Genomic DNA, 26156 nt, shown 5'->3' with positions numbered 1-26156 from the left:
GGCCGGGGGATGGGGCGCCAAGGGGGTCTCTGCACGGGCCGGTCAGGCCGCCCCCGCCAGGATGGCATCGGCCATCTTCTCCGCCACCATCAGGGTCGGGAAGTTGGTGTTGGCCGAGGGCACCACCGGGAACACCGAGGCATCGACCACCCGAAGCCCCTCCAGCCCGCGCACCCGCCCGGCGGCATCGACCACCGCCATCGGGTCCCCGTCCGCACCCATGCGGCAGGAACAGGAGGCATGCCACACACCGATGCAGGCCTTGCGGATGAAGGCTTCCAGCGCGTCGTCGTCGGTCATCACCTCCTGGAACCGGAAGCCCTCGATGACGAAGCGGTCGATGAAGGCGGATCGCAGGAAGCCCGGCCCGTCCAGGAACTTCGAGATGATCGAGGTCAGGATGCGGTTCTTCGTGTTCACCACGCCGATACGCCGCACCCGGTCGGAATAGGCCGCCGGGAACGGGTCGGTGGTGACGGCCGCCAGCGGCGGGCTCAGCACCAGCGACGCCGCCAGGCGGAAGCCGATCATCAGCCGTTCGAGGTCGCGCCGGTCGGACAGCAGGTTGAACTCGACCTCCGGGTGTTCCCGCCAGTCGGTCGATGTCAGCAGCACCTGGCCGCGCTGCGAATAGGTCTTGTTCACCCAGGTCAGCATCGAGGCGATCTGTTCGCCCACCGCATGCCAGGCGGATTTCGACGCCACCGACATGAACATGTCGCCCTCGGGCGCCCCCTCGATGCCCGAGGAGAAGCGCAGCCCCACCATCATGTGCCGGCGCAGGTCGGTACGGTTCAGCCGCGCCTCCGGACGGATGAAGGAGGACAGCGAGATGGCCGGGTGGTCCATCAGCCCCTGCCCCACGCCGGGCAGGTCGGCCACCACCTCGATGCCACGCTCGCGCAGATGCGCCGCCGGCCCGATGCCCGCGCGCATGAGGTGCGCCGGCGAATGGATGGCGCCGGTGGACAGGATGATCTCGCGCCCGCGGAATTCCTGTTCCTGGCCGCGCACCAGCGCGCGCACGCCGACGCAGCGCGTGCCTTCCATGATCAGCCCCATCACTTGCGTCTCGGTGCTGATCGTCAGGTTCGCCCGCTGGCGCGTCTGCTCATCCAGGTAGCCGATGGCGGCCGAGACGCGCGTCTCGGTGACGTTCACCGTTAGCGGGAAGAACCCGTCCTCGAAGGCGCCGTTCTGGTCGGGCAGTTCCTTGAAGCCGGCCTGGCGGAAGGCCTCGGCGGTGGCCTTCGAATGCAGCGGCCATTTGTCGCGCGGGATGCGGCGCACGGGGATGCGCCCCTGCTGCCCATGCCATTCATTGTCGAAGTCGAGGTCGCGTTCGACCTTTTTGAAATAGGGCAGCACGCTGTCCCAGTTCCACCCGGCAGCACCGCGCTGTTCCCATTCGTCGTAGTCGTGCGGCGCGCCGCGGTTGGCCATCTGTCCGTTGATCGACGACCCGCCGCCCAGCACGCGCGCCTGTTCGTATTTGCGCAGCGGCGGCTTCTCGGCCGGATTGTTGTGCGAGACGACCTGCGTGCGGACCTTCAGCTCGGTCCAGTGGAAGCGCGGATCGAAATAGGCCTGGCCCGGATAGGTATCGAGGATGGTGGCCGGAACCTGCCCCGGCGGCGTGTCGACCCCGGCCTCGCACAGCAGCACCTTGTTGGCGGACGGCGTGGACAGCCGATGCGCCAGGACCGAACCTGCGGACCCGCCGCCGATGATGATGAAGTCGTACACGCGCGGTTTCCCCCTTTAGCCTTCGCGAACCTAGAGCAGATCCCGATCGGACGGAATCGCCGGATCGGGCGAAGATGCTCGCGAAAACAAGCCGCTAGAGACGTCGACGCGAGGCCACGCGACCGGAGCCGGCCCCGGCAGGCCGAGCGCGGCGGCGCGGCAGACCGGCGCCCATGATCGCGGCAGCGCCTGTCCACCGCGCGGGCAACGCCGTAGCGGCGCCCCATCGCGGGTCATCGACGGCCCTGGTCACGGGCCGCCCCGGGGTGAACACTTGGTTGCCCGGAGAACCCCACCATGATCGATCGCCGCCGCACGCTGCTTCTTGCGCCGTCCCTGCTGGCCGCGCCGGCCCTGGCGCAGTCCCCCGCCTGGCCGAACCGCCCGATCCGCTTCGTGGTGCCCCTGCCGCCCGGCGGGTCGTCGGACCTGATGGGGCGGATGATTGCGACGCGCATCTCCGACGCCGTCGGCCAGCCGGTGGTGGTCGACAACCGCCCCGGCGCCGGCGGAACGGTCGGCACGGCCTTCGTCGCGCAGTCGCCGCCCGATGGCTACACGCTGATGCTGGGCAACACCGCCAGCCACATCAATGCGCCGCTGCTGTTCCGCAGCGCGGGCTACGACGGCATCACGGATTTCGCGCCGGTCGCCCCCTTCGCCACCATCACCAACATCGTCGTGGTGCATCCCTCCCTGCCGGTCACGAGCATCGCGGAACTCATCGCCTATGCGCGCGCCAATCCGGGGCGTGTGAATTTCGGGTCGGCCGGCGCCGGCGGCACGCTTCATCTGTCGGGCGAGCTGTTCAAGATCCGCACCGGGGTGGACATCGTCCACGTGCCCTATCGCGGCGGTGCGGCGATGATCACCGACCTGGTGGCGGGCCAGGTGCAGCTCGCCTTCGACAATTTCCCGCAGATCATCCCGCATGTGCGCTCCGGCGCGGTGCGCGCGATCGCGGTCACCAGTGCGCAGCGCTGGCCGCTCTCGCCCGAATTGCCGACGGTGCAGGAAGCGGGCGTGCCGGATTTCGACATCACCGCCTGGTTCGGCGTGATGGCGCCGGCGCGCACGCCCCAGCCGATCATCGACCGCATCAACGCCCTGCTGCGCGAAACGGCCCGCGAGCCTTCGCATGCTACGCGCCTCGCCGACCTCGGCGCCTTCCCGATGGACATGGACCCGGTCGCCTTCGGCGCCTTCATGCGCGCCGAGCGCGCGCGCTGCGCCGAGATCATCCGCGTCAGCGGCGCGCGGGTGGACTGAGGATGAACCGCGCATTGCGCCTGCTGCTGAACCACGAGCACACCTCGCTGCATCCCAACACCTACGAGGCCGATTCCTCCGCCGCGACAGTGATCCTGAAGCTCGCTTGCCCGTCCCTGCTGCGCTTCGACCACGACATGCGCCTGCAGCCCGACCTGGCGGAAGCGTGGGAGGCATCGCCGGACCAGCGCCGCTTCACCTTCCGCCTGCGCCCGGGCCTGACTTTTCATAATGGCCGCGTGCTCGATGCCGCCGCGGCCGCCGCCTGCCTGCGGCGCATGCTCGACCCGCGCAACATCACGCCGCAGCACGCCGACTACGAAGGCCTGTCGGCGATCGACGTGCTGGACGCGCGCACACTGGCCATCGGCTTCGACGAACCGGCGACGGATTTCCTCGCGAGCCTCGCCTGGCGCACCTACATCGTCGACGACTGCGCCGTGCAGCCGGTCGGCGCCGGGCCCTACGAGGTCACCGCCTGGCAGCACGGCCACGCGGTGCACCTGCGCAAATTCCGCGGCCACTACGCGGCCGACCGCTACGCGGTGCCGGCCATCGAGATCCGCTGGGCGCCGCATCCCGAACAACGCATCGCGGCGATCGAGGCCGGCACCGCCGACATCGTCGAGACGGTGCCGCAAAAGGCCGCGCCGAACCTGGTCGCGCGCGGGCTGATCGAGACGCGCGGCGTGCATTCCCCGCGCAAGACCGTGATTGCGTTCCGCGCCTCCGCCCCACCCTTCGACGATGTGCGCGTGCGCTGCGCTGTCGCGCTCGCGGTGGACCGCGACGCGATCCGCGAACGCTTCCTGGGCGGGCATGGCCGCGCCCTGAACGGGCTGCTGCCCGCCGACGACCCTTTCGGCATCGACCTGCCCGCCTGGCCGCTGGACCGCGAGGGCGCGCGGGCGTTGCTGCGCGATGCCGGCCATGGCGGCGGGCTGCGGCTGCGCGTGGCACACACGGCCATGCCGCCGGTCCCGGGCGTGGCCGCACAGGTCGCGGCGGACCTGGCCGAGGTTGGCATCACGCTCGACCTGCGCGGCTACGAGGACCCGCCCTGGTGGCCGGCGGTCTATCTGCGCGGCGACTGGCAGATGGCCTTCCAGGGCGCGTCGGCGCGCCCGCATCCGCACATCATGTTCCGCCGCGACCTGCACACCGGCGGCGCCTTCAACCCGGGCGGCTATGCGAACCCGGCGCTGGATGCGCTGGTGGCGCAGGCGCGGCGCTGCCTGGATCCCGAGGCGCAGCGCGATCTCTACGCGCGCGCCCAGCGGCTGGTGCACGAGGACGTCGCCGTCCTGCCGCTCTATGCCGCGGATGTGCTGTCGGGTGTGCGCCCTGGACTGCGCGGCTTCGCGGCACATCCGCTCGGGTATATCGAATTGGCCGGCGTGACGCTCGATGCCGGATGACGGAGCGCCACCGCCGGTCCCTTTCGCGATGGCTGACGGCAGCACCTCCCGCTGCTGGCGCCTTCGCGACCGTCTTCAACCGATCGGGCCTACGCCGCGCCGCGCAGCCGGGCCATCGCCTCATCCGGCGCCGTCAGCGCAGCCCATAGCAGCGCAGCGGCGGTGATGGTCGCCGCCTTCAGCTCCTGCATCGGCACCAGCACGCGCGTATCGGCGCCGGTCAGAAGGTAGCGCAACGCGCTGCCCGGTTCGTCGAAGCCGGCGACCAGGCGCGCGGCCGGGATGCCATGATCGGCGAAGTTCGCGTGGTCGGAATTGCGCATCAGCGGCAGGTGCACGCCCAGCGGCAGCCCCGCGGCCGCCGCCGCGCCGCGCAGGAACGGCCCCAGCGCGGCGAAGCCGCTGGTCAGCGCCGTCAGCCGCGCGCCACCCGCGATGGAATCGAGGTTGATGTTCACCGCCATGCGCGCGCGTGCGTCGTCGGATAATCCCGCCAGCCAGGCGCGCGACCCGGACAGCGCCCATTCCTCGGCGCCGAAGATGCACAGGGTCAGCCCGCGCGGGCAGGCTGCCACGACCGGCGCCGCCGCACGCGCCAGGCACAGCGCGGCGGCGAGGCCCGTTGCATTGTCGATCGCGCTTTCGCCCAAGGGATGCCCATCGAGATGCGCGCTCAGCACCACCCGATCCGGCCCGCCGCCCGGCAGGTCCAGCACCAGCGTGGGCGTGGTCGCGGCGTGGTCCTCGCCGGCCAGCGTGATGCGTACGCGCCGGCCTTCCGCCAGCAGCGCCCCCGCCTCGGCGCTGATGCCAAGCGCGGGAATGCCTGCACCCCCGTTGCGCCCCGAGGATCCCGACACTGCCCCCACGCCCGGTTCGGGCTGCACGATCAGGAACGCCGCCGCGCCCGCCGCCTGCGCCGCCGCCAGCTTGACGCGCCGATGCACCGTCCAGGACGCGAAGGGGTATTCGTGCCGCGCCAGCACCGCCTGCCCGGCGGCGGCGTCGAAGTCGCCAGCGACGCCGCGCCCGCAATCGCGCGTGTCCAGCACCAGGCCCTCGGCGGGGGTCGAAGCCGCGCCCAGCAGCGGCGCACAGGCCATGTCCCGGCCAGTCGCGATGTCGGTCACGCGCGCTTCGTGGCAGCGCCAGCCGGCATAGGGCACGGGGGCGTCGCGCACCGCGCCGATCGCGGCCATGCGGTCCTGCAGCAGCACGAAGCCGCGCGCGGCGCTGTCGGTGCCCTGCAGGCGCCCGCCGGTGTCGCAGATCGCGGCGAAGTCGGCGGCGAGCGCGGCATCGACCGCGACCGCGCCGAGGAACGCCGCCAGCGTCATTGCGCGGTGATGCCGCGGCTCCGCGCGATCTGCCCGTAGCGCGCGATATCCTGGCGGATGCGCTCACCGAAGGGGCCAGGCCCGTCGGGCTTCGGGATCACCGCCAGCGCCTCGAGCCGCTCGGCCATGCCGGCGGCGCCGAGCACGCCCGGCATGGCGGCGGCGATCTTCGCGATCACCGGCTCCGGCGTGCCGCGCGGTGCCAGCAGCCCCCACCAGTGCTCCGCCACCAGTTCGATGCCCTGTTCGCGGAAGGTCGGGATGTCGGGGTGGCTGCGCATGCGTTCAGTCGCCATCACGCCGAGCCCACGGATCTGCCCGGACATCAGCTGCGGCGCGGCCGAGGCGACGGTGACGAACACCGTGTTCAGGTTACCCGCCGCGAGGTCCTGGATGGCCGGCCCGCCGCCGCGATAGGGCACATGCGTGATTTGCGTGTTCGTCGCGATCTGGAACAGCTCGCCCATCATGTGCGAGGCCGCGCCCACCCCGCCCGACCCGTAGGTGTAGTGCGCCGGCCGGGCGCGCGCCAAGGCCGCGAATTCCGCCGCGTTGCGCGCCGGCAGCGACGGATGCCCGAAGATCAGCAGCGGCGCCGCGCCCACCATCACCACCGGCACCAGGTCGCGTTCCACGTCATAGGGCATGCGCGCCTGCAGCGCCGGCACGATGGCGAAGGGCAGGTCGGCCAATAGCAGCGTGTAGCCATCGGCGGGCGACCGCGCGACCGCTTCCGTGCCCAGCATCGACCCCGCGCCGGAGCGGTTCTCCACGATCACCGACTGCCCCAGCGCCGCCCCCAGCCCCGGCTGGATCAGCCGCGCCAGCACATCGGACGACCCGCCCGGCGCGAAGGGCACGATCAGGCGGATCGGGCGCGTCGGCCAGTCGGCCTGGGCGAAGGCCGGCGCTGCCAGGGCGGCGCCGGCCGCGCCCAGCAGCGACCGGCGCCTCATGCCGGCTGCCCCTGGCATGGCCTTGGCTTCGCGCGCAGCCGCCACAGCGGGGCCCGTCGACGCGGGGTTCGATGGGTGCCCGTCAACCCCGCCCGCAGATGCGTCGGGCGAAGGCGCCGTGCCCATCAGCCGCGCGGGCGCAGCCCGCACCAGGCGGCGATATAGGTCGCGATGGTTCGCGTGCATGTCCTGAGGTCCTCGATGGAGGTGCGTTCGTCGAAGCCGTGCGCCACTTCCCCCTTCGGCCCGTAGCAAAGGCCCGGGGTGTTGAAATACAGCCCGTAGTAGCGTGCGTCGTTCACCGCGGTGGTGCGCCGCTCCGGCATCGCACCGCCATGCACGCTGGCATGGGCTTCGGCGAGAACCTTCTCGGCGTCGCTGCCCGGCTCCAGCACGTAGGGGTCGGTCTGGAAGCCGGTCCAGACGATCTCGGGCGGGTTGTTCGCCATGAAGGAATCGCCGCGCGCCGCCGCCTTCACGCAGGCCTCGATGCCTGCCATGGCCTGTTCGGGCGTGGTGCCGGGCACCAGGCCGATGCGGCAATCCACCTCGCACCACGCAGGCGTGGAACTGGCCCAGTCACCGCCGCGGATGATGCCCGGGTTGAACTTGATCGGGTCCTTGACGTCCGCATACCAGGGGCTGGAGCGCGCAGCCTCGTTCAGCGTGCGCGTGTGCGCGTACAGCGCGTTGATCAGCGCATAGGCCGACATGATCGCGTTGGTGCCGTCCTGCGCCACCGCGACGTGAACAGGCACACCGCGCACGCGCAGCCGGAACCAGATGGTGCCGGTCTGGGTGCGGGTGATGGCGTGGCCGGTGGGCTCCGGCACCAGCGCGGCCTCGGCGCGATAGCCGCGCAGCAGGGCCGCCAGCGCGCCATTGCCGGTGCTTTCCTCCTCCGTGACCGTCTGCACGTACACGTCCGCGGCCGGTTCGAAGCCGGCGGCCCGGATCGCGTCCATCGCGTAAACCATGCAGGCGACGCCGGACTTCATGTCATGCGCGCCGCGGCCATACATCCAGCCGTCGCGGATGGTCGCGCTGTAGGGCGCGTGGGTCCACATCTCGTGCGGGCCTTCCGGCACCACGTCGATATGCCCCTGCAGGATCAGCGATCGCCCCGTGGGGTTCTGCGCGCGATGCGACGCCACCACCTGGATCGACCCCGCCGGATCGACGCCCACCATCGGCGCCATCTTCGGATGGTCCGGCACGTCGGCGATGGAGAACCGGTCCACCGCATAGCCGCGGCTCGCCATCTGCCGTGCGAACCAGTCCTGCAGCGGCGCCTCCCGCCCGCGCAGGGAGGGGAAGCGCACCAGGTCCTGCAGGAAGGCCACCTGTGCGTCGAAGCCCGCATCGATGGCGGAGAAGATTCGCGTGCGGGCCTCGGCGTCGATCATGCGGGGATACGTCCTTGCGTCAGTTCGGCGGGCGCGCATGCACCGCCGACGTATGGTTGACCGGAGACGGATCGTAGACAACCCGGTCCCTGCGCCCGGCCCAGGTATTCCGTAGGAAGATCACCGGGATCACGCCCTTGTCGTGCTGCAGCGCCTGCGCCGCCTGGTGCGTCAGCACCTGCCGCCGCTCGGGATCCATGGTGGTGAGCGCGAGGCGCAGCGGCTCGTCGATCGCGGGGTTGGAATAGCGCTGCCGGTTGAACGGCCCGAAGCCGATGTCGGGGTTGCGCGTGGCGACGACCTGGCGCAGCGGATTGATGGTCAGGTAGCTGCTGAAATACGTCATGAACATCGAGAAGTCGCGATTGGTCGCCCGCGTGAACAGGTTGGCCGGCGGCAGTGCCTGCACCGTGGTCTCGATCCCCACGCGTGTGAACTGCTGGGCCAGCGCCTGCAGCAGGTTCTGGTCCGACGGGAAGAATCCATTCGGGCCATGCACGGTCAGTCGGAAGCCGTCCGGGTAGCCGGCCTCGGCCAGCAAGGCGCGGGCGCGCGCGATGTCGTGCGGCAGCGGCCCCGGCGTGGGCAGTCGGTGTTCGGCGATGGGGGCCGCGAACTGGTCGGCGGGCGTGGCGAGGCCATTGTACAGCCGGGTGGCGATGGCCTCGCGGTTGATCGCGAGCGACAGCGCCTCCCGCACCCGGCGGTCCGCCAGCGGGTTGCGCGGCAGCGGGTTGCCCGCGCGGTCGGCCACGAAGGGCGAGGGGTCGCGCATCGAATCCGGGAACAGGTAGACGAAGGTCACGCTGTCCACCTCGAACAGCGCGAAGCGCGGGTCGCGGCGGATGTTCTCGACATCCTGCACCGGCACGTAGTCGATCAGGTCCACCTCGCCCGCCAGCAATGCGGCGGAGCGAGAGGCGGCCTGCGGGATGAAGCGCACCGTCACGCGGTCCCAGGGTTCGGGCGGGCCCCAGTAGGTGTCGTTGCGCCGCAATTCCAGCCGTTCGTTCTGCGCGAAGGAGACGAGGCGATACGGCCCGGTGCCGATCGCGAGCCGCCCGCTCGTGAAGTCGCTGGTCGCCGGGTTCTGCCCATGGATGCGCCGCGACAGGATGAAGGGTGCCGCCATGTCGAAGCGCATCAGCGGGTTGGGTTCGTGGGTGCGGATGCGGATCGTGGTGGGGTTGACGATCTCGATGGTGCTGATGGTGCGCACCGCCGGCGTGTAGAGCGCCGGGCTGTTCGGCACGGTCGGGATGCGCGCGAAGGTATTGGCGATGTCGTCGGCCTCGAAGGGCGTGCCGTCGTGGAAGCGGACGCCCTGGCGCAGCGTGACCTCCCAGGTCAGGTCGTCGATCGCGCGCATGGCGGTGGCAAGCCGCGGCTCCGGCACCGCCTTGTTGTCGAGTTCGAACAGACGCTCATAGATCTGCATGAGCATCATCGTGTTGTTGGTGGTGTTGTGAAAATGCGGGTCCAGCGCCGAAGGCGGCGTCTGCACGCCCATGGTCAGGCTGCGCTGCGCCATGGCCGGACAGGCCAGCGCGCACGCGGCGAAAAACGCCGCGGCAATCCGCTTCGACATGCTGCATCCTCCCGTGCGGACCGGTCGTGGCGCCGGCCGTCGCGGGAAGCCTCCGCCGTGCGCGCGGCGGAGGTCAAGCGAATCAGTTCACCGGGTGGGACAGCATCGCGTTGGTGTACCAGCGCGGATCGGGTTCGTAGCGCACGCGCGCGCGCTGCGTGGCCCAGACCAGGCGCAGGAAATGGATGGGGATGACGCCCAGTTCCTCGGTCGCGATGCGCAGCGCGTCGGCGGTGATCGCGTCGCGCTGCGCGGTGTCCATCGTCACCATCGCCCGCGCCACGAGTTCGTCCATCCGCGGCGACGACCAGTGCTGCCGGTTGAACGGCCCGGTGCCGGTGGCCTGGTTCCGCGTCATCACCACCTGGCGCAGCATGTTCGCCCCGTAATTGGCGGTGAAGGTGGTCATGAACATGGTGAATTCGCGTGCGGTTGCGCGGGAGAACAGGTTGGCGGGCGGCAGCACCTCGACCCGCGTCTCGATGCCGATGCGCGTCCAGCCCTGCGCGATCGCCTGCATCACGTCGGCATCGCCGGGGAACCAGCCATTCGGGCCATGGATGGTGATGCGGAAGCCGTCCGGATAGCCCGCTTCGGCCAGCAGCGCGCGGGCACGAGCGGGGTCGTAGGGCAGCGGCGGCAGGCCGGGCGCACGGCCCTGCAGCGCGGGCGCGGCGAACTGGTCGGCCGGCACGCCCTGCCCGTTCAGCAGACGCTCCACCACGCCCTGGCGATTGATGCCCATCGACAGCGCCTGGCGCACGCGCACGTCACGCAGCGGGTTGCGATCGAGCGGCCGGCCCTGCTTGTCGGTGACGAAGGGCGTCGTCTCCCGCACCGCGTCGGGCATGATGTACGATGTGGTGTTCGCCGCCACCCCGAACACCGCGACGCGCGCTTCGCGCTCGAGCCGCGGCACATCCTGGCTGGGGACGGAATCGATCACGTCCACATCGCCCGACAGCAGCGCGGCCGACCGGGCCCCGGCATTGGGAATGACGCGCGTGATCACGCGATCCCACGGCTGCGCCGGGCCCCAGTAGTCTGGGTTGCGCGTGATCTCGAGCCGGTCGCCGATGGCGTAGGAGACGAAGCGGTAGGGTCCGGTGCCGACCATCGCGCGCCCGCCGTTGAAGTCGCCCAGCGTGGCGTTGGCATGGATGCTGCGCGACAGGATGAACACCGCCGCGATGTCGTGCTCCAGGAAGGGGTGTGGTTCGCGGGTGTGGAAGCGGATGGTGCGCGGGTCCACCACCTCGACGCGCGAGATCAGGCGCACCGCGGGGGTGAAGGGACCTGGGCTGTTCGGCACGGTCGGCACGCGGGCGTAGGAGAACGCCACGTCCTCGGCCCTGAACGGCGTGCCGTCGTGGAAGCGCACGCCCTCGCGCAGGCGGAATTCCCAGGTGCGGTCATCGATGGCGCGCCAGGATTCCGCCAGCCGCGGCACGAAGCCCCCCGAACTGTCGAGGTCGATCAGCAGGTCGAACACCTGGCGCAGCTGCGCGTTGTTCATGTTCGACGAATGGTAGTGCGGGTCCATGCCCGTCGGCGCCGAGGACGCCCCCACGGTCAGCGTGCGCTGCGCGGCCGCCGGCACGGCGGCCAAGGCAAGCAGCGCAGCCGCGCCCAGCACGGTGTTGCGGAATCCCGGCATGGAAGCCCCCTTGATTGTCGTTGGCGGCAGCCTCCGACGCGCCGCCTCAGCGCGTCAAGCGCGCGCTACTGCACGGGGCGGCGGAAGAAAAGCATCGGCACCAGCACCGCCAGCGCCACCCCGCCCGCGAGGATGTACAGCGCATAGGGCAGCCAGGCCGTCACGCGCAGGTTCTCGAGGAAGATGATGAACACCACGGTGCTGCCGAGGATGCTCATGCTGACCAGGCGGCCTGTCACGCTGACCTCGGTCTGGGGCTTCGTCTCGGCCATCGGCGTGTCTCCTTGTCGGCGAAGGTTCCTCCGCGCTCCCTCCCGGGTCAAGAAATCCCGACAGCCTGTTACGTCACGCGGGAGTGACGCGGGCGCTGCTTGTAATCAGTAAACCTTTTGGTTATGTTTACACGACAGCCGCGGGAGACCCCCAATGCCAACCCTCTCCACCTGCCTGTGGTTCGCGACCGAGGCCGAAGACGCCGCCCGCTTCTACGCCGCCGCCATCCCGGGCGGCCGCATGGGGGAGGTGGTGCGCACCCCACCCGGCGGGCCGGGGGCCGAAGGCAGCGTGCTACTCGCGCGGTTCGAGATCGGCGGGCAGGCCGTCATGGCGCTGAACGGCAATCCGGAGCACCCCTTCACCAATGCCGTCTCCCTGGTCGCGACCTGCGCCGACCAGGACGAACTGGACCGCGTGTGGGATGCGCTGGTGGCGGACGGTTCGCCGATCGCCTGCGGCTGGCTCAAGGACCGCTACGGCGTGGCCTGGCAGGTGGTCCCCGGCGGGCTGATGGAGTTGCTGGAAGGCACCGACGAGGCCGGTCGCAGCCGCTTCATGGCCGCGATGCACACCATGGTGAAGCTCGATATCGCCGCCTTGCGCGCGGCGGTCGCCACCGCCTGACCGCCCACCAGAAAGGGAAACGCCAGATGACCTATATCGACGGCTTCGTGCTCGCCGTGCCTGACGCGAAGCGCGAGGAATACCGCCGCCATGCCGAGGAGATCGCCCCGGTGCTCAAGGCGCACGGCGCGCTCTCCCTCGTGGAATGCTGGGGCGACGACGTGCCCGAGGGCAAGCTCACCTCCTTCCGCATGGCGGTGCAGCAGGCCGAGGACGAGACGGTGGTCTTCTCCTGGGTAACCTGGCCCAGCAAGGCGGCCCGTGACGCCGGCTGGCAGGCCATCATGGCCGACCCGCGGAGGATGGACCCCGCCACCGCCCCCTTCGACGCCAAGCGCATGATCTACGGCGGCTTCACCGTGCTGATGCAGGCCTGAAAGGATCCCGGCATGTCCATCGCCCCCTACCTGTTCTTCGAAGGCCGCGCCGAGGAGGCAATCGACTTCTACACGCGCGCGCTCGGCGCCGAGGTCACGATGCGCATGCGCTTCAGCGAATCGCCTGACCCGCCGCCGCCCGGCATGCTGCCGCCGGGCAGCGAGGACCGCATCATGCACGCTGAACTCAGCATCGGCGGCGCGGCCCTGATGGTCTCGGATGGCGGCTGCAAGGGCACGGCGGCCTTCGGCGGCTTCGCTGTCTCGCTGGCCGCGACCGATGCCGCGCAGGCGCAGCGCTGGTTCGTGGCACTCGCCGAGGGCGGTACGGTTCAGATGCCGCTCGGCCCGACCTTCTGGAGCCCCGCCTTCGGCGTCGTGCAGGACGGCTTCGGGGTCAGCTGGATGATCGGCGTCACGCCGTAAGGCGTGCGATGAATAGGCGCGCCGTAAGGCGTGCGACGACAAGGCGCGCCGCAGCGCGCGCGGCGAAACAGCGCGCCATGCGGAACGCCATGATGACGGCACAGGAGAACCCCCGATGGACCCGCAATTCGACCCCGCACTCGACCTGTTGATCGAACGCAGGATCGACGCGCCGCCCGGTGCTCTCTGGGCCTGCTGGACCCGGCCGGAGCTGATGGAGCAATGGTTCTGCCCGGTGCCCTGGAAGATGACCGACATTGCGCTCGACCTGCGCCCCGGCGGGCATTTCCGCGGCGTGATACGCGGCCCGGCGGGGGAGGCAATGCCGAACGTCGGCTGCTACCTCGAGGTCGTGACCGAACGCCGGCTGGTCTGGACCGACGCGCTGGCCGGTGGTTTCCGCCCGAAGGCCGAACCCTTCATGACCGGAATCATCACCTTCGAACCCGTCCCGGGCGGCACGCTGTATCGCGGCGTCGCGCTGCACGCCAATGCCGAAGCCCGCGCGAAGCACGAGGCAATGGGCTTCCACGAGGGCTGGGGCAAGGCGACGGACCAGCTCGCCGCGCTGGCGCGAACGCTGTAGCCCGGGCTGGCGTTGACGCGCATCGTGACCCGGTCAGATGCGTGCATCCGATCGGGATCCGCCCTCGAGCAGCGCCCGATCGAAAGGACTCGCTGCGCGGGTCCGCCGATCGGGCGTGAGCTGCTCTCGAAGCCATGCCTTCTAGAACAAGACATCCGATCAGATGACTCCATCTGATGTGGATATTGCTCTAGTCGCGCGGCAGCGACGCGATCGCGCTTTCGTAGTCCCCCGCGTCGAAGCCCACCACCAGCCGGTCGCCGAGCCCCAACACCGGCCTGCGGATCATCGAGGGCTGCGCCAGCATCAGCTCGATCGCGCGGGTCTCCGTCAGGTCCTGCTTCTGGTTGTCGGGCAGCTTGCGGAAGGTGGTGCCGGCGCGGTTCAGCAGCCGTTCCCAGCCGACCTTGCGCGCCCAGCCCTCCAGCGTGGCGCGGTCGATCCCGGCCACCTTGTAGTCGTGGAACGCATGCGCCACGCCATGGGCGTCGAGCCAGGCGCGCGCCTTCTTCATCGTGTCGCAGTTCCTGATGCCGTGGATGGTGATGGTCACGCCCGCCTCCGCTGCCCGAATCCGCTCCAGCCTAGGCGGCAGCGCCGCCTCCGATCCAGACGACGCGAAGGGACGCATCCATGGCCGACCTGGTCCTGACCATCTGCTCCAGCCTCGATGGCTATGCCGCGAAGACCGGCGGCGTCTTCTCCCCGCCGCCCTGGTCGGACGACGTGGAGGCGGCCTGGTCGGCCGCCGCCCTCGCGCGCGCCGGGCACCTGCTGTACGGGCGGGTCAACTTCGAATTCAACCGCGCGTTCTGGAGCGCGGCCGAAACCGACCCAGCCAGCGTCGCCGCGGCCATCTCCTATGCCGCGCAGATGAACGCGCTGCCCAAGACCGTGGTGAGCCGCACCCTGACCGGCGATCCGGGCTGGAACGGGCGCATTGCCGGGCCGGACCTGGCGGCCGAAGTGGCGCGGCTGAAGCGCGAGACCACCGGCGACGTCTTCGCCTTCGGCAGCGCGACCCTCGCGCAGACCCTGTGGTCGCTCGACCTGGTGGACGAGTTCTGGCTGATGGTGACGCCCGAGATCTTCGGCGACGGCGCGCCGGTCTTCCACCCGGGCCGCCCCGCAGGGCAACTGCGGCTGGTCGACTGCCGGGCCCTCGATGTCGGCTCCGTCATCCTGCGCTACCGCCGCGCCCGGAACCGCTGACGCCGGGCGCCCCGCGCGTCGCGGCCGATCACGCCACCACCGGTGCCGCGAGCGCACCCAGCACCGCCATCGCATCCCGCGGCGAAAGCCGCACCTGCAGCCCGCGCTGCCCGCCATTGATGAACACCAGCGCCTGCGCCAGCGCCGTTTCCTCGATGACGGTGCGCACCTGGCGCGCCTGGCCGAAGGGGCTGATGCCGCCGACCTTGTAGCCGGTGGCGCGTTCCGCCTCCGCCGGCTTCATCATCTGCGCGCCCTTGGCCCCGAATGCGGCCGCCAGCCGCTTCATCGAGACCTCGCGGTCCGAGGGCAGGATCACGCAGGCGGGCTTGCCATCGACCAGCGCCATCAGCGTCTTGAGCACGCGCGCCGGGTCCTCGACCAGCGCTGCCGCCGCCTGCAGCCCGATGCTTTCGGCATCGGGGTCGTAGTCGTAGGCGTGGATGGTGAAGGCGATGCCCGCCTTCGCGAGTGCGGCCGTGGCGCGCGTCGCCTTCGCCATGGTCAGCCCGCGCGGTGCCGGACGCAGCCCGGCACATGGTCGTCCACGATGCCGACCGCCTGCATCCAGGCATGCACGATGGTGGGGCCGACGAACTTGAAGCCGCGGCGCTTGAGGTCCTTCGAGGCACGTTCGGACAGCGGCGTGCTGGCCGCCACGCCGTCGCCGCGCACCGGCTGGCCGCCGGTGAAGGACCAGCAGTAGTCGGCGAAATCCTCGCCGGCATCGCGCATGCGCAGGTAGATCCGCGCGCCGGCGATGGTGGCCGCGATCTTGGCGCGGGATCGCACGATGCCCGGGTCGGCCAGCAGGCGGACGATGTCGGCTTCGGTGAAGGCGGCGACGCGGAGGGGGTCGAAGCCGGCGAAGGCGGCGCGGAAGGCCTCGCGCTTGCGCAGGATGACCAGCCAGGACAGGCCGGCCTGGAAGCCTTCCAGCATCAGGGTTTCCCAGAGCATGCGCGGGTCGCGCACGGGGACGCCCCATTCGGTGTCGTGGTAGTGCGCGAGCAGCGGGTCGCTTGCGGCCCAGGGGCAGCGGGTGGGGCTGCCGGTCACTCCCACTCGATGGTCAATCAGAGTCCTAGGCATAGGTTTTCATTCAGAAATTCTCCCCATAACGCCGTCATATACCGTCATACATACCGTCAGATGATAGCCTCAGAGAGCCCGCTCGGATGGCAGCCCGAGCATAGCCGCTCACAGCCAATCAGCGCGCACTTCTAGGCGCGCCGCGTCAGAAGGCGGAGCTTCTCCAACGCTACACGCTCGCTTTCCTTATGGTCGACCGTCCCGGCGAACCGCCCCTCTTCGTCGAGCAGGAACACGCTCGCCGAATGGTCCATCGTGTACCCGCCGCCCTCCAGCGGGACGCGGCGATAGAACACGCGGAAGCCGTTCGCCGCCGCCGCGATCTGCGCCTCGGTGCCGGTCAGCCCGATGATCCTCCGGTCGAAGGCCTCCAGATAGGCGGCCATGGCCTGCGGCGTGTCGCGTTCCGAATCCACGCTTACGAACACCCACTGGATGCGATCCGCGTCCGGCCCCAGCGCCTCGATGAAGCCCGTCATCTCGGTGAGCGTGGTCGGGCAGACATCGGGGCAATAGGTGAAGCCGAAGAACACGGCCATCGGCCGACCGCGGAAGTCACGTTCGGTCACCGCGCGGCCGCGGTGGTCGGTCAGGCTGAAGGGCCCGCCGATCGCCAGCGTCTGCGGCCCGGTCGCGACGCGCGGCGGCGCCAGCGGGCCATCGGAGACCAGCCACCCGCCGGTGGTGGCCAGAAGCAGGAAGCCCACGACGCCAACGGCGCCCCAGGCCACCCAACGGATGATGCGCAGCATCGTCGCCTCAATGCCCCTGGTGCGGCCCGGTGCCGCGCGCACCCGGCGCATCGACGGCCAGTTCGACCGCAACACGCCCCGCGCGCTCGAACACCAGGGTGAGCGGCACGCTGGCGCCCTGTTGGAAGCCGCCTTGTGGCCCGATCAGCATCAGATGCTGGCCGCCAGGTGCCAACCGCACCTCCCCGCCTGGCGGCAACGCAATGCCGCCGTCGATTGGGCGCATGCGCATGATTCCGTCGGTGACGGACATCTCGTGCAACTCGACGCGCGCCGCGCGCGGCGTCTCGGCGGCGACCAGGCGATCCGGCGCGGACCCGGTATTGCGGATGACCATGTAGCCGGCGGCGGTGGGTGCCGAAGCGCCGACCGCGCGTGTCCAGGGATGATCGATGGCCAGGTCTCCGTCACGGAAATCGTGCGCGGCGACCGGGGCGCCCAGCAAAGGCAGGGAGACGAAGGCGGCGCCGGTCATCAGGACCGCGCGCAGAAGGGTGCGACGCATGGAAGGATTGCTCCGACAAGGGATGGAACAGCCCCGCGCCAGGCGGGGCCGGCTTCAGCCGAGGGTCGGAGCGGCAGGCGGCGCGCGGGCCGGCGGCGGCGCCCGCGCCGGCGGCAGGAGCGATGCGCCGGCGAAGGCGGCGCGGGGTGAGGCCGTCGTCGTCCAGGCCGACATCGGCAGCACGAGTGGGGCCGGCGGCGGCGCATCCGCCGCATCGGGCAGGCGGCACAACGGACAATGCGACGCGGCCTCGGCGTCCGGCGCCTGCTCGGGCGCATCCGGCGCGGGCAGGCCGGACGGCAGGCACAGGCTCGCCCGCAGCATGGCGTCGAAGGCGGCCCTGTCCATTGCCGCGAAGGCCGGCAGTGGCGCCAGCAGCCGCGCCACCATGGCCAGCAGCACCAGGGCGGAGATCGGCACGCGCAGTTCGGCCCAGGCCCGCCTCATGCGGCGCGCGGCCCCCACAGGATGATCGCCGCGCCACCCAGGGCAACGGCACCGCCGATCAGGTCCCAGCGATCGGGCTCGAAACCCTCGACCACCCGCAGCCACACAAGTGTCGCCGCGATGTAGACGCCGCCATAGACCGCATAGGCGCGGCCGGCATGCTCCACCTCGACCAGGGTCAGCAACCACGCGAAGGTGATCAGCGCAACGACGCCCGCGGCCGCCCACACCGCCGAATGGCCCAGCCGCAGCCACGCCCAGAAGGCGAAACAGCCGGCGATCTCCGCCAGCGCGGCCGCGGCGTAGATCGCGACCGTCCTCATCGCCGGGCGGGCGCCTCGGCGACCTCGATGCCGGGGATGCAGGACTGTCGGGTCAGCCAGGGCCAGGGATTCTCCGCGCGCCCGTCGCGGCGCAGCTCGACATGCAGGTTCGCTCCGGTGGTACGGCCGGTGCGCCCCACCACGCCGAGGTCCTGGCCCGCCGCGACCGGACGCCCGGCCGACACGCCGGGCGCGAAGCGTGCCAGGTGGGCGTAGCGCGCGCGGGAGCCGTCGGCGTGCTCGATTTCGATCATCAGGCCGTAGTCGTAATAGCGGCCGGCGAAGACCACCACGCCGTCGCTCGGCGCCACCACGGGCGTGCCGACCGGCGCGCGGATGTCCACGCCGGGATGCGGCCTGCCGTGGCGCAAGCCGAAGCCGGAGGAAAAGTCGCCCGCGACCGGCATGGTCGCTGGACAGGGGGCTGCGAGCGCGGCGGACCCGGTGCTGACAACGAAGGTGAGACCGAGGATCAGGGAGGGGCGATGGATCATGGCGCGGTCCGTGCCTTGCTCGGCTCCGGAAGGCAACCCCGGAGCCTCAGCCACGGGGCGCCGTGCCGGGCGGCAGCAGCGGACGGATCAGCGCGGAGAAGCGCTCGAAGCTCTGCACGCCGCGATGCAGCTGCCCGTTGATCACAAAGGACGGGGTCGCGTTGACGCCCGACTCGCGCTCGCCCTGCAGCCGCATCAGGATGATCGGGTCGGTGAAGCCGCGGTCGGTCATGCAGGCGTCGATCCGCGCTGCCGGGATCCCGGCGAGCGTGCCGGCGCGGCGCAGCCAGGTGCGCGCATCCGGGCTATGCGCCCAGGCCTCCTTGTTCGCGTAGAGGGTCGAGATCAGCGCCTCGTAGCGCTCCGGCCCGCCGCAATGGACCATCGCCGCCGCCTCGAGCGCCACGCGGTCGAGCGGGAAGTCGCGCATCACGAAGCGCACCAGCCCCGGCTCGATGAAGGTCGTGCGGATGCGCGGGAAGATCGTGGTGTGGAAGTTCGCGCAATTGCCGCAGGTCAGCGAGTGGTACTCGATGACCGCCACCGGCGCGTCGGCGCGGCCGATGATGCGCTCGCCCGGCAAGGGGCGCGGCGTGTCGGGGCCGGGTGCCGTCGGCTCGAAGGCCTGGGGCCCGGGCGCCTGGGCGAGTGCGGTCGCCGCCGGAACGGCGAATGCGACGGCAAGCGCCGCCCGGCGGGTTGTGGCGTGGGACATCGGTGGTTCCTCCGGTTCAGGGATAGTGGTCATTGCGGCTGCACCTGGGGCGACGGTGCGCGAAAGCTAGTCAGCACCAGCAGCGTGACGCCGCAGACGATGGCGACATCGGCCATGTTGAAGGTCGGCCAGTGCCAGCCGCCGTAATGCGCGTCGATGAAGTCGGTGACCGCGCCGATGCGCAGGCGGTCGGCGATGTTCCCGATCGCCCCGCCGATGATGAGGCCGATCGCCGTCGCCTCGGTCCGGTTGGCCGCGCGCCGCAGCCAATGTAGCAGCCAGGCCACCACGGCGAGCTTGATGCCGACCAGCAGCCACACCGCGCCGGCCGCGCTGTCGGCGAACATCCCGAAGGTGACGCCGGTGTTGAAGCCAAGCCGCAGGTTCAGCACCGGCAGCAGCGTGATCCCTTCGCTGTAGGGCGGCCAGAGCGCTTCCAGCGCCCAGGCCTTGGTCGCCTGGTCGATGACCGCTGCGATTGGTGCCGCGATCAGGCCGAAGCGGCGCAGCGCGCGGGGGGCGGGCGTCGTCATCCCAGCCGAGCCAGCCATGGAAATGCCTCCAGGATCCAGATGGCGAGACGGGTCATCTCGCCGGTTGCGATGGCCAGGCCGGCCGCGAGCATGACGACGCCGCTCGCGACCTGCAGGATCCGCCCGAGCCGCCCGAGCCGCCGCGCACGGGCCATCGCTGCCGGCAGGTAGAAGGCCGCCAGCAGGAACGGCACGCCGAGGCCCAGCGCATAGGCGGCCAGCAGCCCGACCCCGGCGCCGGGTGTCAGCGCCGCGGCCGTCAACACGCCGGCCAGCACCGGCCCGATGCAGGGCGTCCAGCCGAAGCCGAAGGCGACGCCGATCAGCGTGGCGGAGACCGGGCCGCCGCCCTCGCCCGGCGGCCTGAAGCGCAGGTCGCGCATCAGCGGCGCCACGCGCAGCAGGCCCATCTGCACGAGCCCCATCGCCGCGATGAGCAGGCCGGAGACGACGGTGAGCTCGTAGGACCAGCGCCGCAGCAGCCCGCCGATCGCGGTCGCGCCGAGGCCCAGCAGCACGAACACCAGCCCGAAGCCCAGCACGAAGAAGACGGACAGGCGCAGCGCCCGCCAACGCTCGGCGCGCGCCGTGGCGAGGTCGGTCCCCGCCACCCAGGCGACGTAGCCCGGCACCAGCGGCAGCACGCAGGGCGACAGGAACGACACCAGCCCCCCGCCGAAGGCGAGAACCATGCCGAACAGGGTGAGGTCGATCGTCACGCGCGTCGCCTCCCGGCCAGCGCGATTCCCGCGAGCGCCGCGACGCCGATCGCGACAGGCAGGTCGCCAAAGCGCGCATAGGGCGTGCCGCCGGGCAGCGCCGCCGGCAGCGGCAGGTCCAGCACGCCTTCGGTCGCCAGCGGCAGCCGCGCGCGCTCGCGCCCCACCGCGTCGGTCACCAGCGAGATGCCGCTGTTCGCCACGCGAATCAGCGGCAGGCCGAGTTCGATGGCGCGCAGCCGGGCGGCCAGGGCGTGCTGGTAGGGGCCCCAGGAGGTGCCGAACCAGGCATCGTTGGTTACCGTCAGGATCCAGCCCGGCGCCGGACCTTGCGCCGGCAACGTGGTGGGGAAGATTGCCTCGTAGCAGATCAGCGGCCAGAGCGGCGGCAGCCCGGCCACGCGCATCGCCTCGCGAGGCGGGCCGGGGATGAAGTCCACCGTCCCGACGGTGATCTTCGGCAGATCCGCGAGCAGCCGGCGGAGCGGCTGGTATTCGCCGAACGGCACCAGCTGGATCTTGTCGTAGGCGGCGGTGATCGCCCCGGTGTCGTCGAGCGCGACCAGGCTGTTGAGCAGCGCCGGGCCGCCATCGTCCGCGATGGTCCGTCGCACCGCGCCGGTCAGCAGCGCGCCGCCCGGCGGGATGATGCGCGCGACCTCCGCGCGGATCGCCGGCGATTCGGCGAGGAGGTAGGGCACGGCACTTTCCGGCCAGATGATGTGGGTCGGTGCCACGCCATCCGCCGCAGGCGCGGCACTGAGCGCCAGCAGGCGGCCGAGGATGCGCTCGCGCTCGCCCTCGGCCCATTTCAGGTCCTGCGCGATGTTCGGCTGCACCAGGCGCAGCCGGATGCCTGGCGCGTCAGCGGGCATCGCATCGGCAAGCCGCGTTGTGCCCCAGGCCCAGGGCAGGGCAATGATGACCGTCGCGGCAAGCGCGGGCCCGACGCGCCGCTGCCGCACCGCCACGCCGGCCAGCACCGCGGCAAGCACGGCGAGCAGCCCGAGGCCATGGATGCCGACCAGCGCCGCCGCCTGCAGCCCGGCATCGCTGGCGCCCCAGGCATGGCCCGCGATATTCCACGGAAAGCCGGTCAGCACCGCGCCGCGCAGCCATTCGCCCGCGCCCCAGAACGCGGCCAACGCCAGGGCGAGCGGCACGCCGCCCGCGCGGCCCGCCAGCAGCCGCGCCGCAGCGACCGAGCATGCGGGGAACAGCGCGAGGCCGGCGCTGAGCGCGGCCAGGGCCGGCAGCGCCAGCGCGCCAAAGCGCGCCGCATCCGCGCTGAACGCCTCGGTGATCCAGGACAGGCCGACCAGGAACGATCCCAGGCCGAACAACCAGCCAAGCACGAAGGCGCCGCGCAGGGACGCCGTCCGCTCAAGCTGGAACCACAGGCCGCCGAAGGCCACCACGCCGGCGGGCGCGATGTGCAGTGGCGCCAGCGCGATGGCACTGAGCGCTCCGAGCCCGAGCGCGGTGGCGCCATAGGCCATGCGGTGCGTCACGCGGCGGATTGGTCCGCGTGCCGCTTGCGACCGCGTCACGCACGCGCCGTCGTGGCGGGTCCGCGGCAGCACGAAGCCCTTCATGGCGCGGTGCAGATCAGCGCTGTCGTTCGGGGCCGGCCTTCCCATCGTCAGTGCCAATGCGCCCGGAGCGGCAGGACCACCGCGCCCGCGCGTTCGAACCGCAGCGTGACGCGAATTTCGTCGCCGAGCGCGAGCGGCACCTGGAGGTCGCGCAGCAGAAGGTGTCGTCCGCCGGGCTCCAGGGCGACGACGTCACCGGCTGGGATGACGAAGCCCTCGGTGATGGTGCGGGCACCGCCCGGTACGGACGGGTCTAGCTCCCGCAGTTCCACGACAGCCGCGCCGGACGAAGTGGCAGAGAGCAGCCTCTCCGCCTCCCCGCCCCGATTGCGGATCGTCACGAACCCGAAGGACAGCCGCTGGTCGTTGTCGGCGGCCTTCGCCCAGGCTCCGGTGAGGAGCAGGCCGCCCGCCTGAACATCCTGGGCCGCAGCCGGACCCGACAGGATCAGGCGCCACGCGAGGAGCACAGCGGGCATCAGCCAGCGCCGCCCGGTCATGCTGCCGGGCGTCATGCGGTCGCCCTGGCGCTGTTCCGCGCCACCCAGGGATCCACCGCGAAGCACATCAGGCAGCATCGTTGGACCCGGCCGGCGTCCAGCGCAGCAGCCTCAGCGCATTCAGCGTCACCAGAACCGTGGCACCCGTATCCGCCATGATCGCCGGCCACAGGCCTGTAATGCCAAGCATCGTCGTGACCAGGAACACCGCCTTCAGCCCGATGGCGACGGCGACGTTCTGCTTCACATTCGCCATGGTCGCGCGCGACAGCGAGACGAGCTCCGCCACCCCCGTCACGCGGTCCTTCAGCACGGCGGCGTCGGCGGTCTCCAGCGCGACATCCGTGCCGCCGCCCATCGCCACGCCGACATTGGCCGCCGCCAGCGCCGGCGCGTCGTTGATGCCGTCGCCCACCATCACCACCGCCCCGCGCTCGCGCAGCTTGCCGATCTCGCGCAGCTTGTCGTCGGGGAGCAGTTCCGCCTTGGCGTCGAGGCCGAGCGAGATGGCGATTGCCTCGCCGGTGCGGCGGTTGTCGCCGGTCAGCATCACCGGCCGCACGCCGAGCGCGGTGATCGCCGCGATCCCGGCCGCGGCATCCGCGCGCGGCTCGTCGCGCAGCGCGACCAGCGCGGCGACCGCGCCGCCGGCCAGCACCACCGACACCGTCTTGCCCTCGCCCTGGAGCCGGTCGAGTTCGGCCTCCAGCGGGCCGAGCGAGGCATTGGACTCCCTCGCATGGCGCGGGCTGCCGATGCTGACCTGCACGCCGCCGACCATGCCGGCCACGGCGCGGCCGGGGATGGCCGACTGCGCGTCGGCCGCCGGTACCGCGACACCGCGCGCCGCCGCTTCCGCCAGGATCGCCTTGGCGAGCGGGTGCGAGGATCCCTGCTCGACTGCCGCGGCGAGGGCGAGCACCTCCTCAGTCGTGCGACCCTCGGCCGGCAGCACATCGGTGACGCGCGGGCGGCCTTCGGTGAGCGTGCCGGTCTTGTCGAAGGCGACGGTGGTCGCGCTGCCGATCGCCTCGAGCGCCGCGCCGCCCTTGATAAGCAGGCCGCGCCGCGCGCCGGCCGACAGGCCCGAGGCCATCGCCGCAGGCACCGAGATGACCAGCGCGCAGGGGCAGGCGATCAGCAGCACCGCGAGGCCGCGATAGATGCTCGTGCTCCAGTCCCAGCCGAACAGGAAGGGCGGCAGCAGGATCACCAGCAGCGAGACGATCATCGCCCCCGGCGTCCACCAGGTCGAGAAGCGCTCGATGAAGCGCTGCGTCGGCGCGCGGGAGGCGGTGGCGTCCTCCACCATGCGGATGATGCGCGCGATGGTGTTGTCGGAAGCGGCACGCGTGACGCGCACGCGGATGGCGCCCTCGGCGTTGATGCTGCCGGCGACCACGGCCTCGCCGGGGCCGCGCGAGACGGGAATGCTCTCCCCGGTGACCGGGCTTTCGTCGAGTGCGGAGGTGCCTTCCTCGATCAGGCCGTCGCAGGGCACGCGATCGCCGGGGCGGATCAGCACCAGGTCGCTGACCGCGAGCCGGTCCGCCGCCACCTGCTCGGTCGAACCGTCCGGTCGAAGGCGCAGCGCGGTGCGCGGCATGAGGTCGGCGAGCGCCCGGATGCCGGCGCGGGCGCGGCCGGCGGCGACATTCTCCAGCAATTCGCCGACGGCGAAGAGCAGGACGACGACGGCGGCTTCCTCGGCCGCGCCGATGATGGCCGCGCCGACCGCGGCGGTGACCATCAGCGTCTCGATGCTGAAGGGGCTGCCGGCGCGGGCCAGTGCGATGGCGCGGCGGCCGAAGGGTACAACGGCGACGGCGGTCGCGGCCAGGAACAGTGGATAGGTCAGCCGTTCCGGCACGACCAGGGACAGCGCATAGGCGCCGACCACCAGCCCGCCCAGCAGCCAGACGAGCATCGCCTTGCCCGTGCGCCACCAGGGCTTGCCGGCATCGGCCGGGTCGTCGTGGTCGTGGCCATGCGCCGCGGCGGTGGCGGCAGGTCCCGGTTCGGCGCCGTGCGCGTGGCCCGCATGGTCGCCCGTTTGGCCATGGCTATGGCCATCGGCGCCATGGTCGTGACCACAATCGGGTCCATGGGCATGCGCCGGCTCGGTCCGCGCACCCGCAGCGGCGGTCACCATGGGCGCCACCGTGTATCCCAGCGCCTCGACCTGCTGGGCGATGGCGTCGCCCTGTGTGGTGTTTGGCGCGAGCGCGACGGTCAGCCGCTCGGCCATCAGGTTCACCTGGACGTCCGAGACGCCGGGCAGGCGCTCGACGGCCCTGGTTACCTTGGCGACGCAGGCCGCGCAGTCCATGCCCTCCACCCGCCAGGTCAGTCTGGTCGTATCACTCATGGCACCTGTTCCAACGTCGCAGGCACCGGTATGGGACTTCCAGTGGCTAGAGGTTCAAGGGGCTTTTTTTCGGCCTCGTGTCATCACTGGCCACCCTCAGCGGGTGCGCGGTCGGGGCGTAGCGTGCTCGGTCCACGCCGCTTGCGCATTGACCGCGATGTTTGGGATAGATCGCTCCCCCCGGGCCAGGAGCCTTGCCGTGCGGTCGTTCATGTCACCCGATCTGCGGCTTGGTCGCCGTCTCGTCGTGCGCGCCGCGCTAGCGGCACCGTTCATCGCTGCCGGACGCGGCGCTGGTGCCCAGCCGATGGCGGAGGCGTCCGCGCCGCCCGCCGGTTCGCTCTTCGTGCTCAATTCCCTGGATGCCAATGTGCAGGTCCTGGACCCCGCCAGCAGCAGCGACCTGCGCCGCGTGCCCGTGCTGCGCGAACCGCACCACCTGGTGCTGACGCCGGCGCGGGACCTGATCCTGGTCGGCGATTCCGGCGCCAACGAGATGTTCCTGCTGGACCCGCGCAGCGGCGAGGTGCGGCGGCGGGAATCGATCAGCAATCCCTATAACCTCGGCTTCACGCCAGATGGCAGGCGGCTGGTCGTCACCAGCCTGCGGCGCAACCAGGTGGACATCTACCGCTGGGACGGCGCTTCCCTGGCCTTCGAGGGCCGCCTGCAGGCCGGGCGCAAGCCGAGCCACGTCGCGTTCTCGCCGGATTCCCGCTACGCGTTCGTGACGTTGCAGGGCGAGGCCGCCGCCATCGCGATCGACCTCGACACCCGCACCGAGGTCTGGCGCGCCGAGGTCGGGCGCGACCCGGCCGGCATCCTGTGGCATCGCGGCCGCATCCTGGTTGGCGTGATGGGCGGGGACTACGTGTCCGTCATCGATCCGGCGACACGCCGCGCGGACCGGCAGATCACCGTCGGTCGCGGCGCGCACGCGCTGTTCGAAGGCCCGCAGGACGGGCTGGTTTATGTGACTTCGCGCGTCGACAGCCGGATCACCGCGCTCGACCCGCAGACGCTGGAGATCAGGCGCGTCCATGAGATCGGTGGGGGGCCGGACTGCCTGACCTTCGACGCGGACGGCACGATCTGGGCGACGCTGCGCTGGACGGGGCGCGTCGCCGCCATTGATCCGCGCAGCGGCGCGGCGCGTGTGGCGCGCGTCGGGCGGTCGCCGCACGGCATCCTGTTCACGCCGGCGACCGAGGCCTGACGGCCGCGCCGGGACACTG

The 26156-nt window shown here is 71.3% G+C and carries 29 protein-coding genes; 8 read left to right on the top strand and 21 right to left on the bottom strand.

The genetic code is table 11. The features are described 5' to 3' along the window. Positions 1–42: 42 nt before the first annotated feature. The gene (locus MWM08_RS08100) at positions 43–1746 is read right to left on the bottom strand and encodes a GMC family oxidoreductase (protein WP_244458943.1); all 1704 of its coding nucleotides are present in this window, start codon (positions 1744–1746) and stop codon (positions 43–45) included. Between the two features lie 297 nt (positions 1747–2043). Between MWM08_RS08100 and MWM08_RS08095 the strand changes: the two genes are divergently transcribed. After that, a complete protein-coding gene (locus tag MWM08_RS08095; protein WP_244458942.1) occupies positions 2044–3015 on the top strand; it encodes a Bug family tripartite tricarboxylate transporter substrate binding protein in 972 nt (323 codons plus the stop codon). A 2-nt stretch (positions 3016–3017) separates the two neighbouring features. Further along, positions 3018–4433, top strand: a complete 1416-nt coding sequence (locus tag MWM08_RS08090; protein ID WP_244458941.1) for an ABC transporter substrate-binding protein — start codon at positions 3018–3020, stop codon at positions 4431–4433. An 89-nt stretch (positions 4434–4522) separates the two neighbouring features. On the opposite strand, the gene MWM08_RS08085 is transcribed toward MWM08_RS08090, so the two are convergent. The 6 genes from MWM08_RS08085 to MWM08_RS08060 all read right to left on the bottom strand — a co-directional run bounded on the left by MWM08_RS08085 (position 4523) and on the right by MWM08_RS08060 (position 11649). Continuing rightward, entirely contained in the window at positions 4523–5770 is a 1248-nt protein-coding gene (locus MWM08_RS08085; protein WP_244458940.1) for a M28 family peptidase, read from the bottom strand. After that, positions 5767–6726, bottom strand: coding sequence for a tripartite tricarboxylate transporter substrate-binding protein (locus MWM08_RS08080; protein ID WP_244458939.1), 960 nt, complete (start codon positions 6724–6726; stop codon positions 5767–5769). Before MWM08_RS08080 ends, MWM08_RS08085 begins: the two co-directional genes overlap by 4 nt. 125 nt (positions 6727–6851) lie before the next feature. Then, positions 6852–8132 (bottom strand): ArgE/DapE family deacylase, encoded by a 1281-nt coding sequence (locus tag MWM08_RS08075; RefSeq protein WP_244458938.1) that lies wholly within the window; start codon positions 8130–8132, stop codon positions 6852–6854. A 19-nt stretch (positions 8133–8151) separates the two neighbouring features. Further along, entirely contained in the window at positions 8152–9720 is a 1569-nt protein-coding gene (locus tag MWM08_RS08070) for an ABC transporter substrate-binding protein (protein WP_244458937.1), read from the bottom strand. An 82-nt stretch (positions 9721–9802) separates the two neighbouring features. Next, positions 9803–11377 carry an ABC transporter substrate-binding protein gene (locus MWM08_RS08065; RefSeq protein WP_244458936.1) on the bottom strand — a complete coding sequence of 525 codons (1575 nt, stop codon included), beginning with the start codon at positions 11375–11377 and terminating at the stop codon, positions 9803–9805. A 65-nt stretch (positions 11378–11442) separates the two neighbouring features. Beyond that, on the bottom strand, positions 11443–11649 hold the full coding sequence (locus MWM08_RS08060; RefSeq protein WP_244458935.1) for a hypothetical protein: 207 nt from the start codon (positions 11647–11649) through the stop codon (positions 11443–11445). Positions 11650–11803: 154 nt separating this feature from the next. Between MWM08_RS08060 and MWM08_RS08055 the strand changes: the two genes are divergently transcribed. The 4 genes from MWM08_RS08055 to MWM08_RS08040 all read left to right on the top strand — a co-directional run bounded on the left by MWM08_RS08055 (position 11804) and on the right by MWM08_RS08040 (position 13666). Beyond that, positions 11804–12277 (top strand): VOC family protein, encoded by a 474-nt coding sequence (locus MWM08_RS08055; RefSeq protein ID WP_244458934.1) that lies wholly within the window; start codon positions 11804–11806, stop codon positions 12275–12277. A 26-nt stretch (positions 12278–12303) separates the two neighbouring features. Then, entirely contained in the window at positions 12304–12654 is a 351-nt protein-coding gene (locus MWM08_RS08050) for a DUF1428 domain-containing protein (protein WP_244458933.1), read from the top strand. A gap of 12 nt (positions 12655–12666) precedes the next feature. Further along, positions 12667–13080, top strand: coding sequence for a VOC family protein (locus tag MWM08_RS08045; protein ID WP_244458932.1), 414 nt, complete (start codon positions 12667–12669; stop codon positions 13078–13080). A 115-nt stretch (positions 13081–13195) separates the two neighbouring features. Beyond that, complete coding sequence (locus tag MWM08_RS08040; protein ID WP_244458931.1) at positions 13196–13666, top strand: SRPBCC family protein; 471 nt, start codon at positions 13196–13198, stop codon at positions 13664–13666. Between the two features lie 190 nt (positions 13667–13856). On the opposite strand, the gene MWM08_RS08035 is transcribed toward MWM08_RS08040, so the two are convergent. Further along, positions 13857–14219 (bottom strand): ArsC family reductase, encoded by a 363-nt coding sequence (locus MWM08_RS08035; protein ID WP_255751394.1) that lies wholly within the window; start codon positions 14217–14219, stop codon positions 13857–13859. A gap of 80 nt (positions 14220–14299) precedes the next feature. On the opposite strand from MWM08_RS08035, the gene MWM08_RS08030 reads away from it, so the two are divergent. After that, entirely contained in the window at positions 14300–14878 is a 579-nt protein-coding gene (locus tag MWM08_RS08030) for a dihydrofolate reductase family protein (RefSeq protein ID WP_244458930.1), read from the top strand. Positions 14879–14906: 28 nt separating this feature from the next. On the opposite strand, the gene ybaK is transcribed toward MWM08_RS08030, so the two are convergent. From ybaK to MWM08_RS07965, 13 genes are all read right to left on the bottom strand, one after another. Further along, a complete protein-coding gene (gene ybaK / locus MWM08_RS08025) occupies positions 14907–15380 on the bottom strand; it encodes a Cys-tRNA(Pro) deacylase (RefSeq protein WP_244458929.1) in 474 nt (157 codons plus the stop codon). A gap of 2 nt (positions 15381–15382) precedes the next feature. After that, positions 15383–15970, bottom strand: coding sequence for a DNA-3-methyladenine glycosylase I (locus tag MWM08_RS08020; protein WP_423816019.1), 588 nt, complete (start codon positions 15968–15970; stop codon positions 15383–15385). A 131-nt stretch (positions 15971–16101) separates the two neighbouring features. Then, a complete protein-coding gene (locus MWM08_RS08015; RefSeq protein WP_244458927.1) occupies positions 16102–16722 on the bottom strand; it encodes an SCO family protein in 621 nt (206 codons plus the stop codon). Between the two features lie 7 nt (positions 16723–16729). Continuing rightward, positions 16730–17227 (bottom strand): copper chaperone PCu(A)C, encoded by a 498-nt coding sequence (locus tag MWM08_RS08010; protein WP_244458926.1) that lies wholly within the window; start codon positions 17225–17227, stop codon positions 16730–16732. Between the two features lie 54 nt (positions 17228–17281). Beyond that, positions 17282–17674 (bottom strand): DUF2946 family protein, encoded by a 393-nt coding sequence (locus tag MWM08_RS08005; RefSeq protein WP_244458925.1) that lies wholly within the window; start codon positions 17672–17674, stop codon positions 17282–17284. Next, positions 17671–17997 carry a YnfA family protein gene (locus tag MWM08_RS08000; RefSeq protein ID WP_244458924.1) on the bottom strand — a complete coding sequence of 109 codons (327 nt, stop codon included), beginning with the start codon at positions 17995–17997 and terminating at the stop codon, positions 17671–17673. Before MWM08_RS08000 ends, MWM08_RS08005 begins: the two co-directional genes overlap by 4 nt. Then, the gene (locus tag MWM08_RS07995) at positions 17994–18491 is read right to left on the bottom strand and encodes a M23 family metallopeptidase (RefSeq protein WP_244458923.1); all 498 of its coding nucleotides are present in this window, start codon (positions 18489–18491) and stop codon (positions 17994–17996) included. Before MWM08_RS07995 ends, MWM08_RS08000 begins: the two co-directional genes overlap by 4 nt. 46 nt (positions 18492–18537) lie before the next feature. Further along, the gene (locus MWM08_RS07990) at positions 18538–19206 is read right to left on the bottom strand and encodes a thioredoxin domain-containing protein (protein ID WP_244458922.1); all 669 of its coding nucleotides are present in this window, start codon (positions 19204–19206) and stop codon (positions 18538–18540) included. Between the two features lie 29 nt (positions 19207–19235). Further along, the gene (gene lspA, locus MWM08_RS07985; RefSeq protein ID WP_244458921.1) at positions 19236–19739 is read right to left on the bottom strand and encodes a signal peptidase II; all 504 of its coding nucleotides are present in this window, start codon (positions 19737–19739) and stop codon (positions 19236–19238) included. Next, a complete protein-coding gene (locus MWM08_RS07980) occupies positions 19736–20458 on the bottom strand; it encodes a cytochrome c biogenesis CcdA family protein (protein ID WP_230165284.1) in 723 nt (240 codons plus the stop codon). Before MWM08_RS07980 ends, lspA begins: the two co-directional genes overlap by 4 nt. Next, the gene (gene lnt / locus MWM08_RS07975) at positions 20455–21969 is read right to left on the bottom strand and encodes an apolipoprotein N-acyltransferase (protein ID WP_244458920.1); all 1515 of its coding nucleotides are present in this window, start codon (positions 21967–21969) and stop codon (positions 20455–20457) included. The genes MWM08_RS07980 and lnt overlap by 4 nt, the downstream gene beginning before the upstream one ends. A 131-nt stretch (positions 21970–22100) precedes the next feature. Beyond that, positions 22101–22568, bottom strand: a complete 468-nt coding sequence (locus tag MWM08_RS07970; protein WP_244458919.1) for a copper chaperone PCu(A)C — start codon at positions 22566–22568, stop codon at positions 22101–22103. Between the two features lie 52 nt (positions 22569–22620). Further along, positions 22621–24921, bottom strand: a complete 2301-nt coding sequence (locus MWM08_RS07965) for a heavy metal translocating P-type ATPase (protein WP_244458918.1) — start codon at positions 24919–24921, stop codon at positions 22621–22623. On the opposite strand from MWM08_RS07965, the gene MWM08_RS07960 reads away from it, so the two are divergent. Continuing rightward, entirely contained in the window at positions 24881–26137 is a 1257-nt protein-coding gene (locus tag MWM08_RS07960; RefSeq protein ID WP_244458917.1) for a YncE family protein, read from the top strand. The genes MWM08_RS07965 and MWM08_RS07960 overlap by 41 nt on opposite strands. The last annotated feature ends 19 nt before the right edge of the window (positions 26138–26156 follow it).

The organism is Roseomonas fluvialis (genome assembly GCF_022846615.1).
GTDB classification, from domain to species: Bacteria; Pseudomonadota; Alphaproteobacteria; order Acetobacterales; family Acetobacteraceae; genus Neoroseomonas; species Neoroseomonas fluvialis.
This window is presented reverse-complemented; position numbering and strand designations above follow the sequence as displayed.

Coding starts and splice junctions, on each gene's coding strand:
- MWM08_RS08095 (WP_244458942.1), top strand. CDS start 2,044: ATGATCGATCGCCGCCGCACGCTGCTTCTTGCGCCGTCCCTGCTGGCC.
- MWM08_RS08090 (WP_244458941.1), top strand. CDS start 3,018: ATGAACCGCGCATTGCGCCTGCTGCTGAACCACGAGCACACCTCGCTG.
- MWM08_RS08085 (WP_244458940.1), bottom strand. CDS start 5,770: ATGACGCTGGCGGCGTTCCTCGGCGCGGTCGCGGTCGATGCCGCGCTC.
- MWM08_RS08080 (WP_244458939.1), bottom strand. CDS start 6,726: ATGAGGCGCCGGTCGCTGCTGGGCGCGGCCGGCGCCGCCCTGGCAGCG.
- MWM08_RS08075 (WP_244458938.1), bottom strand. CDS start 8,132: ATGATCGACGCCGAGGCCCGCACGCGAATCTTCTCCGCCATCGATGCG.
- MWM08_RS08070 (WP_244458937.1), bottom strand. CDS start 9,720: ATGTCGAAGCGGATTGCCGCGGCGTTTTTCGCCGCGTGCGCGCTGGCC.
- MWM08_RS08065 (WP_244458936.1), bottom strand. CDS start 11,377: ATGCCGGGATTCCGCAACACCGTGCTGGGCGCGGCTGCGCTGCTTGCC.
- MWM08_RS08060 (WP_244458935.1), bottom strand. CDS start 11,649: ATGGCCGAGACGAAGCCCCAGACCGAGGTCAGCGTGACAGGCCGCCTG.
- MWM08_RS08055 (WP_244458934.1), top strand. CDS start 11,804: ATGCCAACCCTCTCCACCTGCCTGTGGTTCGCGACCGAGGCCGAAGAC.
- MWM08_RS08050 (WP_244458933.1), top strand. CDS start 12,304: ATGACCTATATCGACGGCTTCGTGCTCGCCGTGCCTGACGCGAAGCGC.
- MWM08_RS08045 (WP_244458932.1), top strand. CDS start 12,667: ATGTCCATCGCCCCCTACCTGTTCTTCGAAGGCCGCGCCGAGGAGGCA.
- MWM08_RS08040 (WP_244458931.1), top strand. CDS start 13,196: ATGGACCCGCAATTCGACCCCGCACTCGACCTGTTGATCGAACGCAGG.
- MWM08_RS08030 (WP_244458930.1), top strand. CDS start 14,300: ATGGCCGACCTGGTCCTGACCATCTGCTCCAGCCTCGATGGCTATGCC.
- ybaK (WP_244458929.1), bottom strand. CDS start 15,380: ATGGCGAAGGCGACGCGCGCCACGGCCGCACTCGCGAAGGCGGGCATC.
- MWM08_RS08020 (WP_423816019.1), bottom strand. CDS start 15,970: ATGCCTAGGACTCTGATTGACCATCGAGTGGGAGTGACCGGCAGCCCC.
- MWM08_RS08015 (WP_244458927.1), bottom strand. CDS start 16,722: ATGCTGCGCATCATCCGTTGGGTGGCCTGGGGCGCCGTTGGCGTCGTG.
- MWM08_RS08010 (WP_244458926.1), bottom strand. CDS start 17,227: ATGCGTCGCACCCTTCTGCGCGCGGTCCTGATGACCGGCGCCGCCTTC.
- MWM08_RS08005 (WP_244458925.1), bottom strand. CDS start 17,674: ATGAGGCGGGCCTGGGCCGAACTGCGCGTGCCGATCTCCGCCCTGGTG.
- MWM08_RS08000 (WP_244458924.1), bottom strand. CDS start 17,997: ATGAGGACGGTCGCGATCTACGCCGCGGCCGCGCTGGCGGAGATCGCC.
- MWM08_RS07995 (WP_244458923.1), bottom strand. CDS start 18,491: ATGATCCATCGCCCCTCCCTGATCCTCGGTCTCACCTTCGTTGTCAGC.
- MWM08_RS07990 (WP_244458922.1), bottom strand. CDS start 19,206: ATGTCCCACGCCACAACCCGCCGGGCGGCGCTTGCCGTCGCATTCGCC.
- lspA (WP_244458921.1), bottom strand. CDS start 19,739: ATGACGACGCCCGCCCCCCGCGCGCTGCGCCGCTTCGGCCTGATCGCG.
- MWM08_RS07970 (WP_244458919.1), bottom strand. CDS start 22,568: ATGACGCCCGGCAGCATGACCGGGCGGCGCTGGCTGATGCCCGCTGTG.
- MWM08_RS07960 (WP_244458917.1), top strand. CDS start 24,881: ATGCCCTCCACCCGCCAGGTCAGTCTGGTCGTATCACTCATGGCACCT.
- MWM08_RS07965 (WP_244458918.1), bottom strand. CDS start 24,921: ATGAGTGATACGACCAGACTGACCTGGCGGGTGGAGGGCATGGACTGC.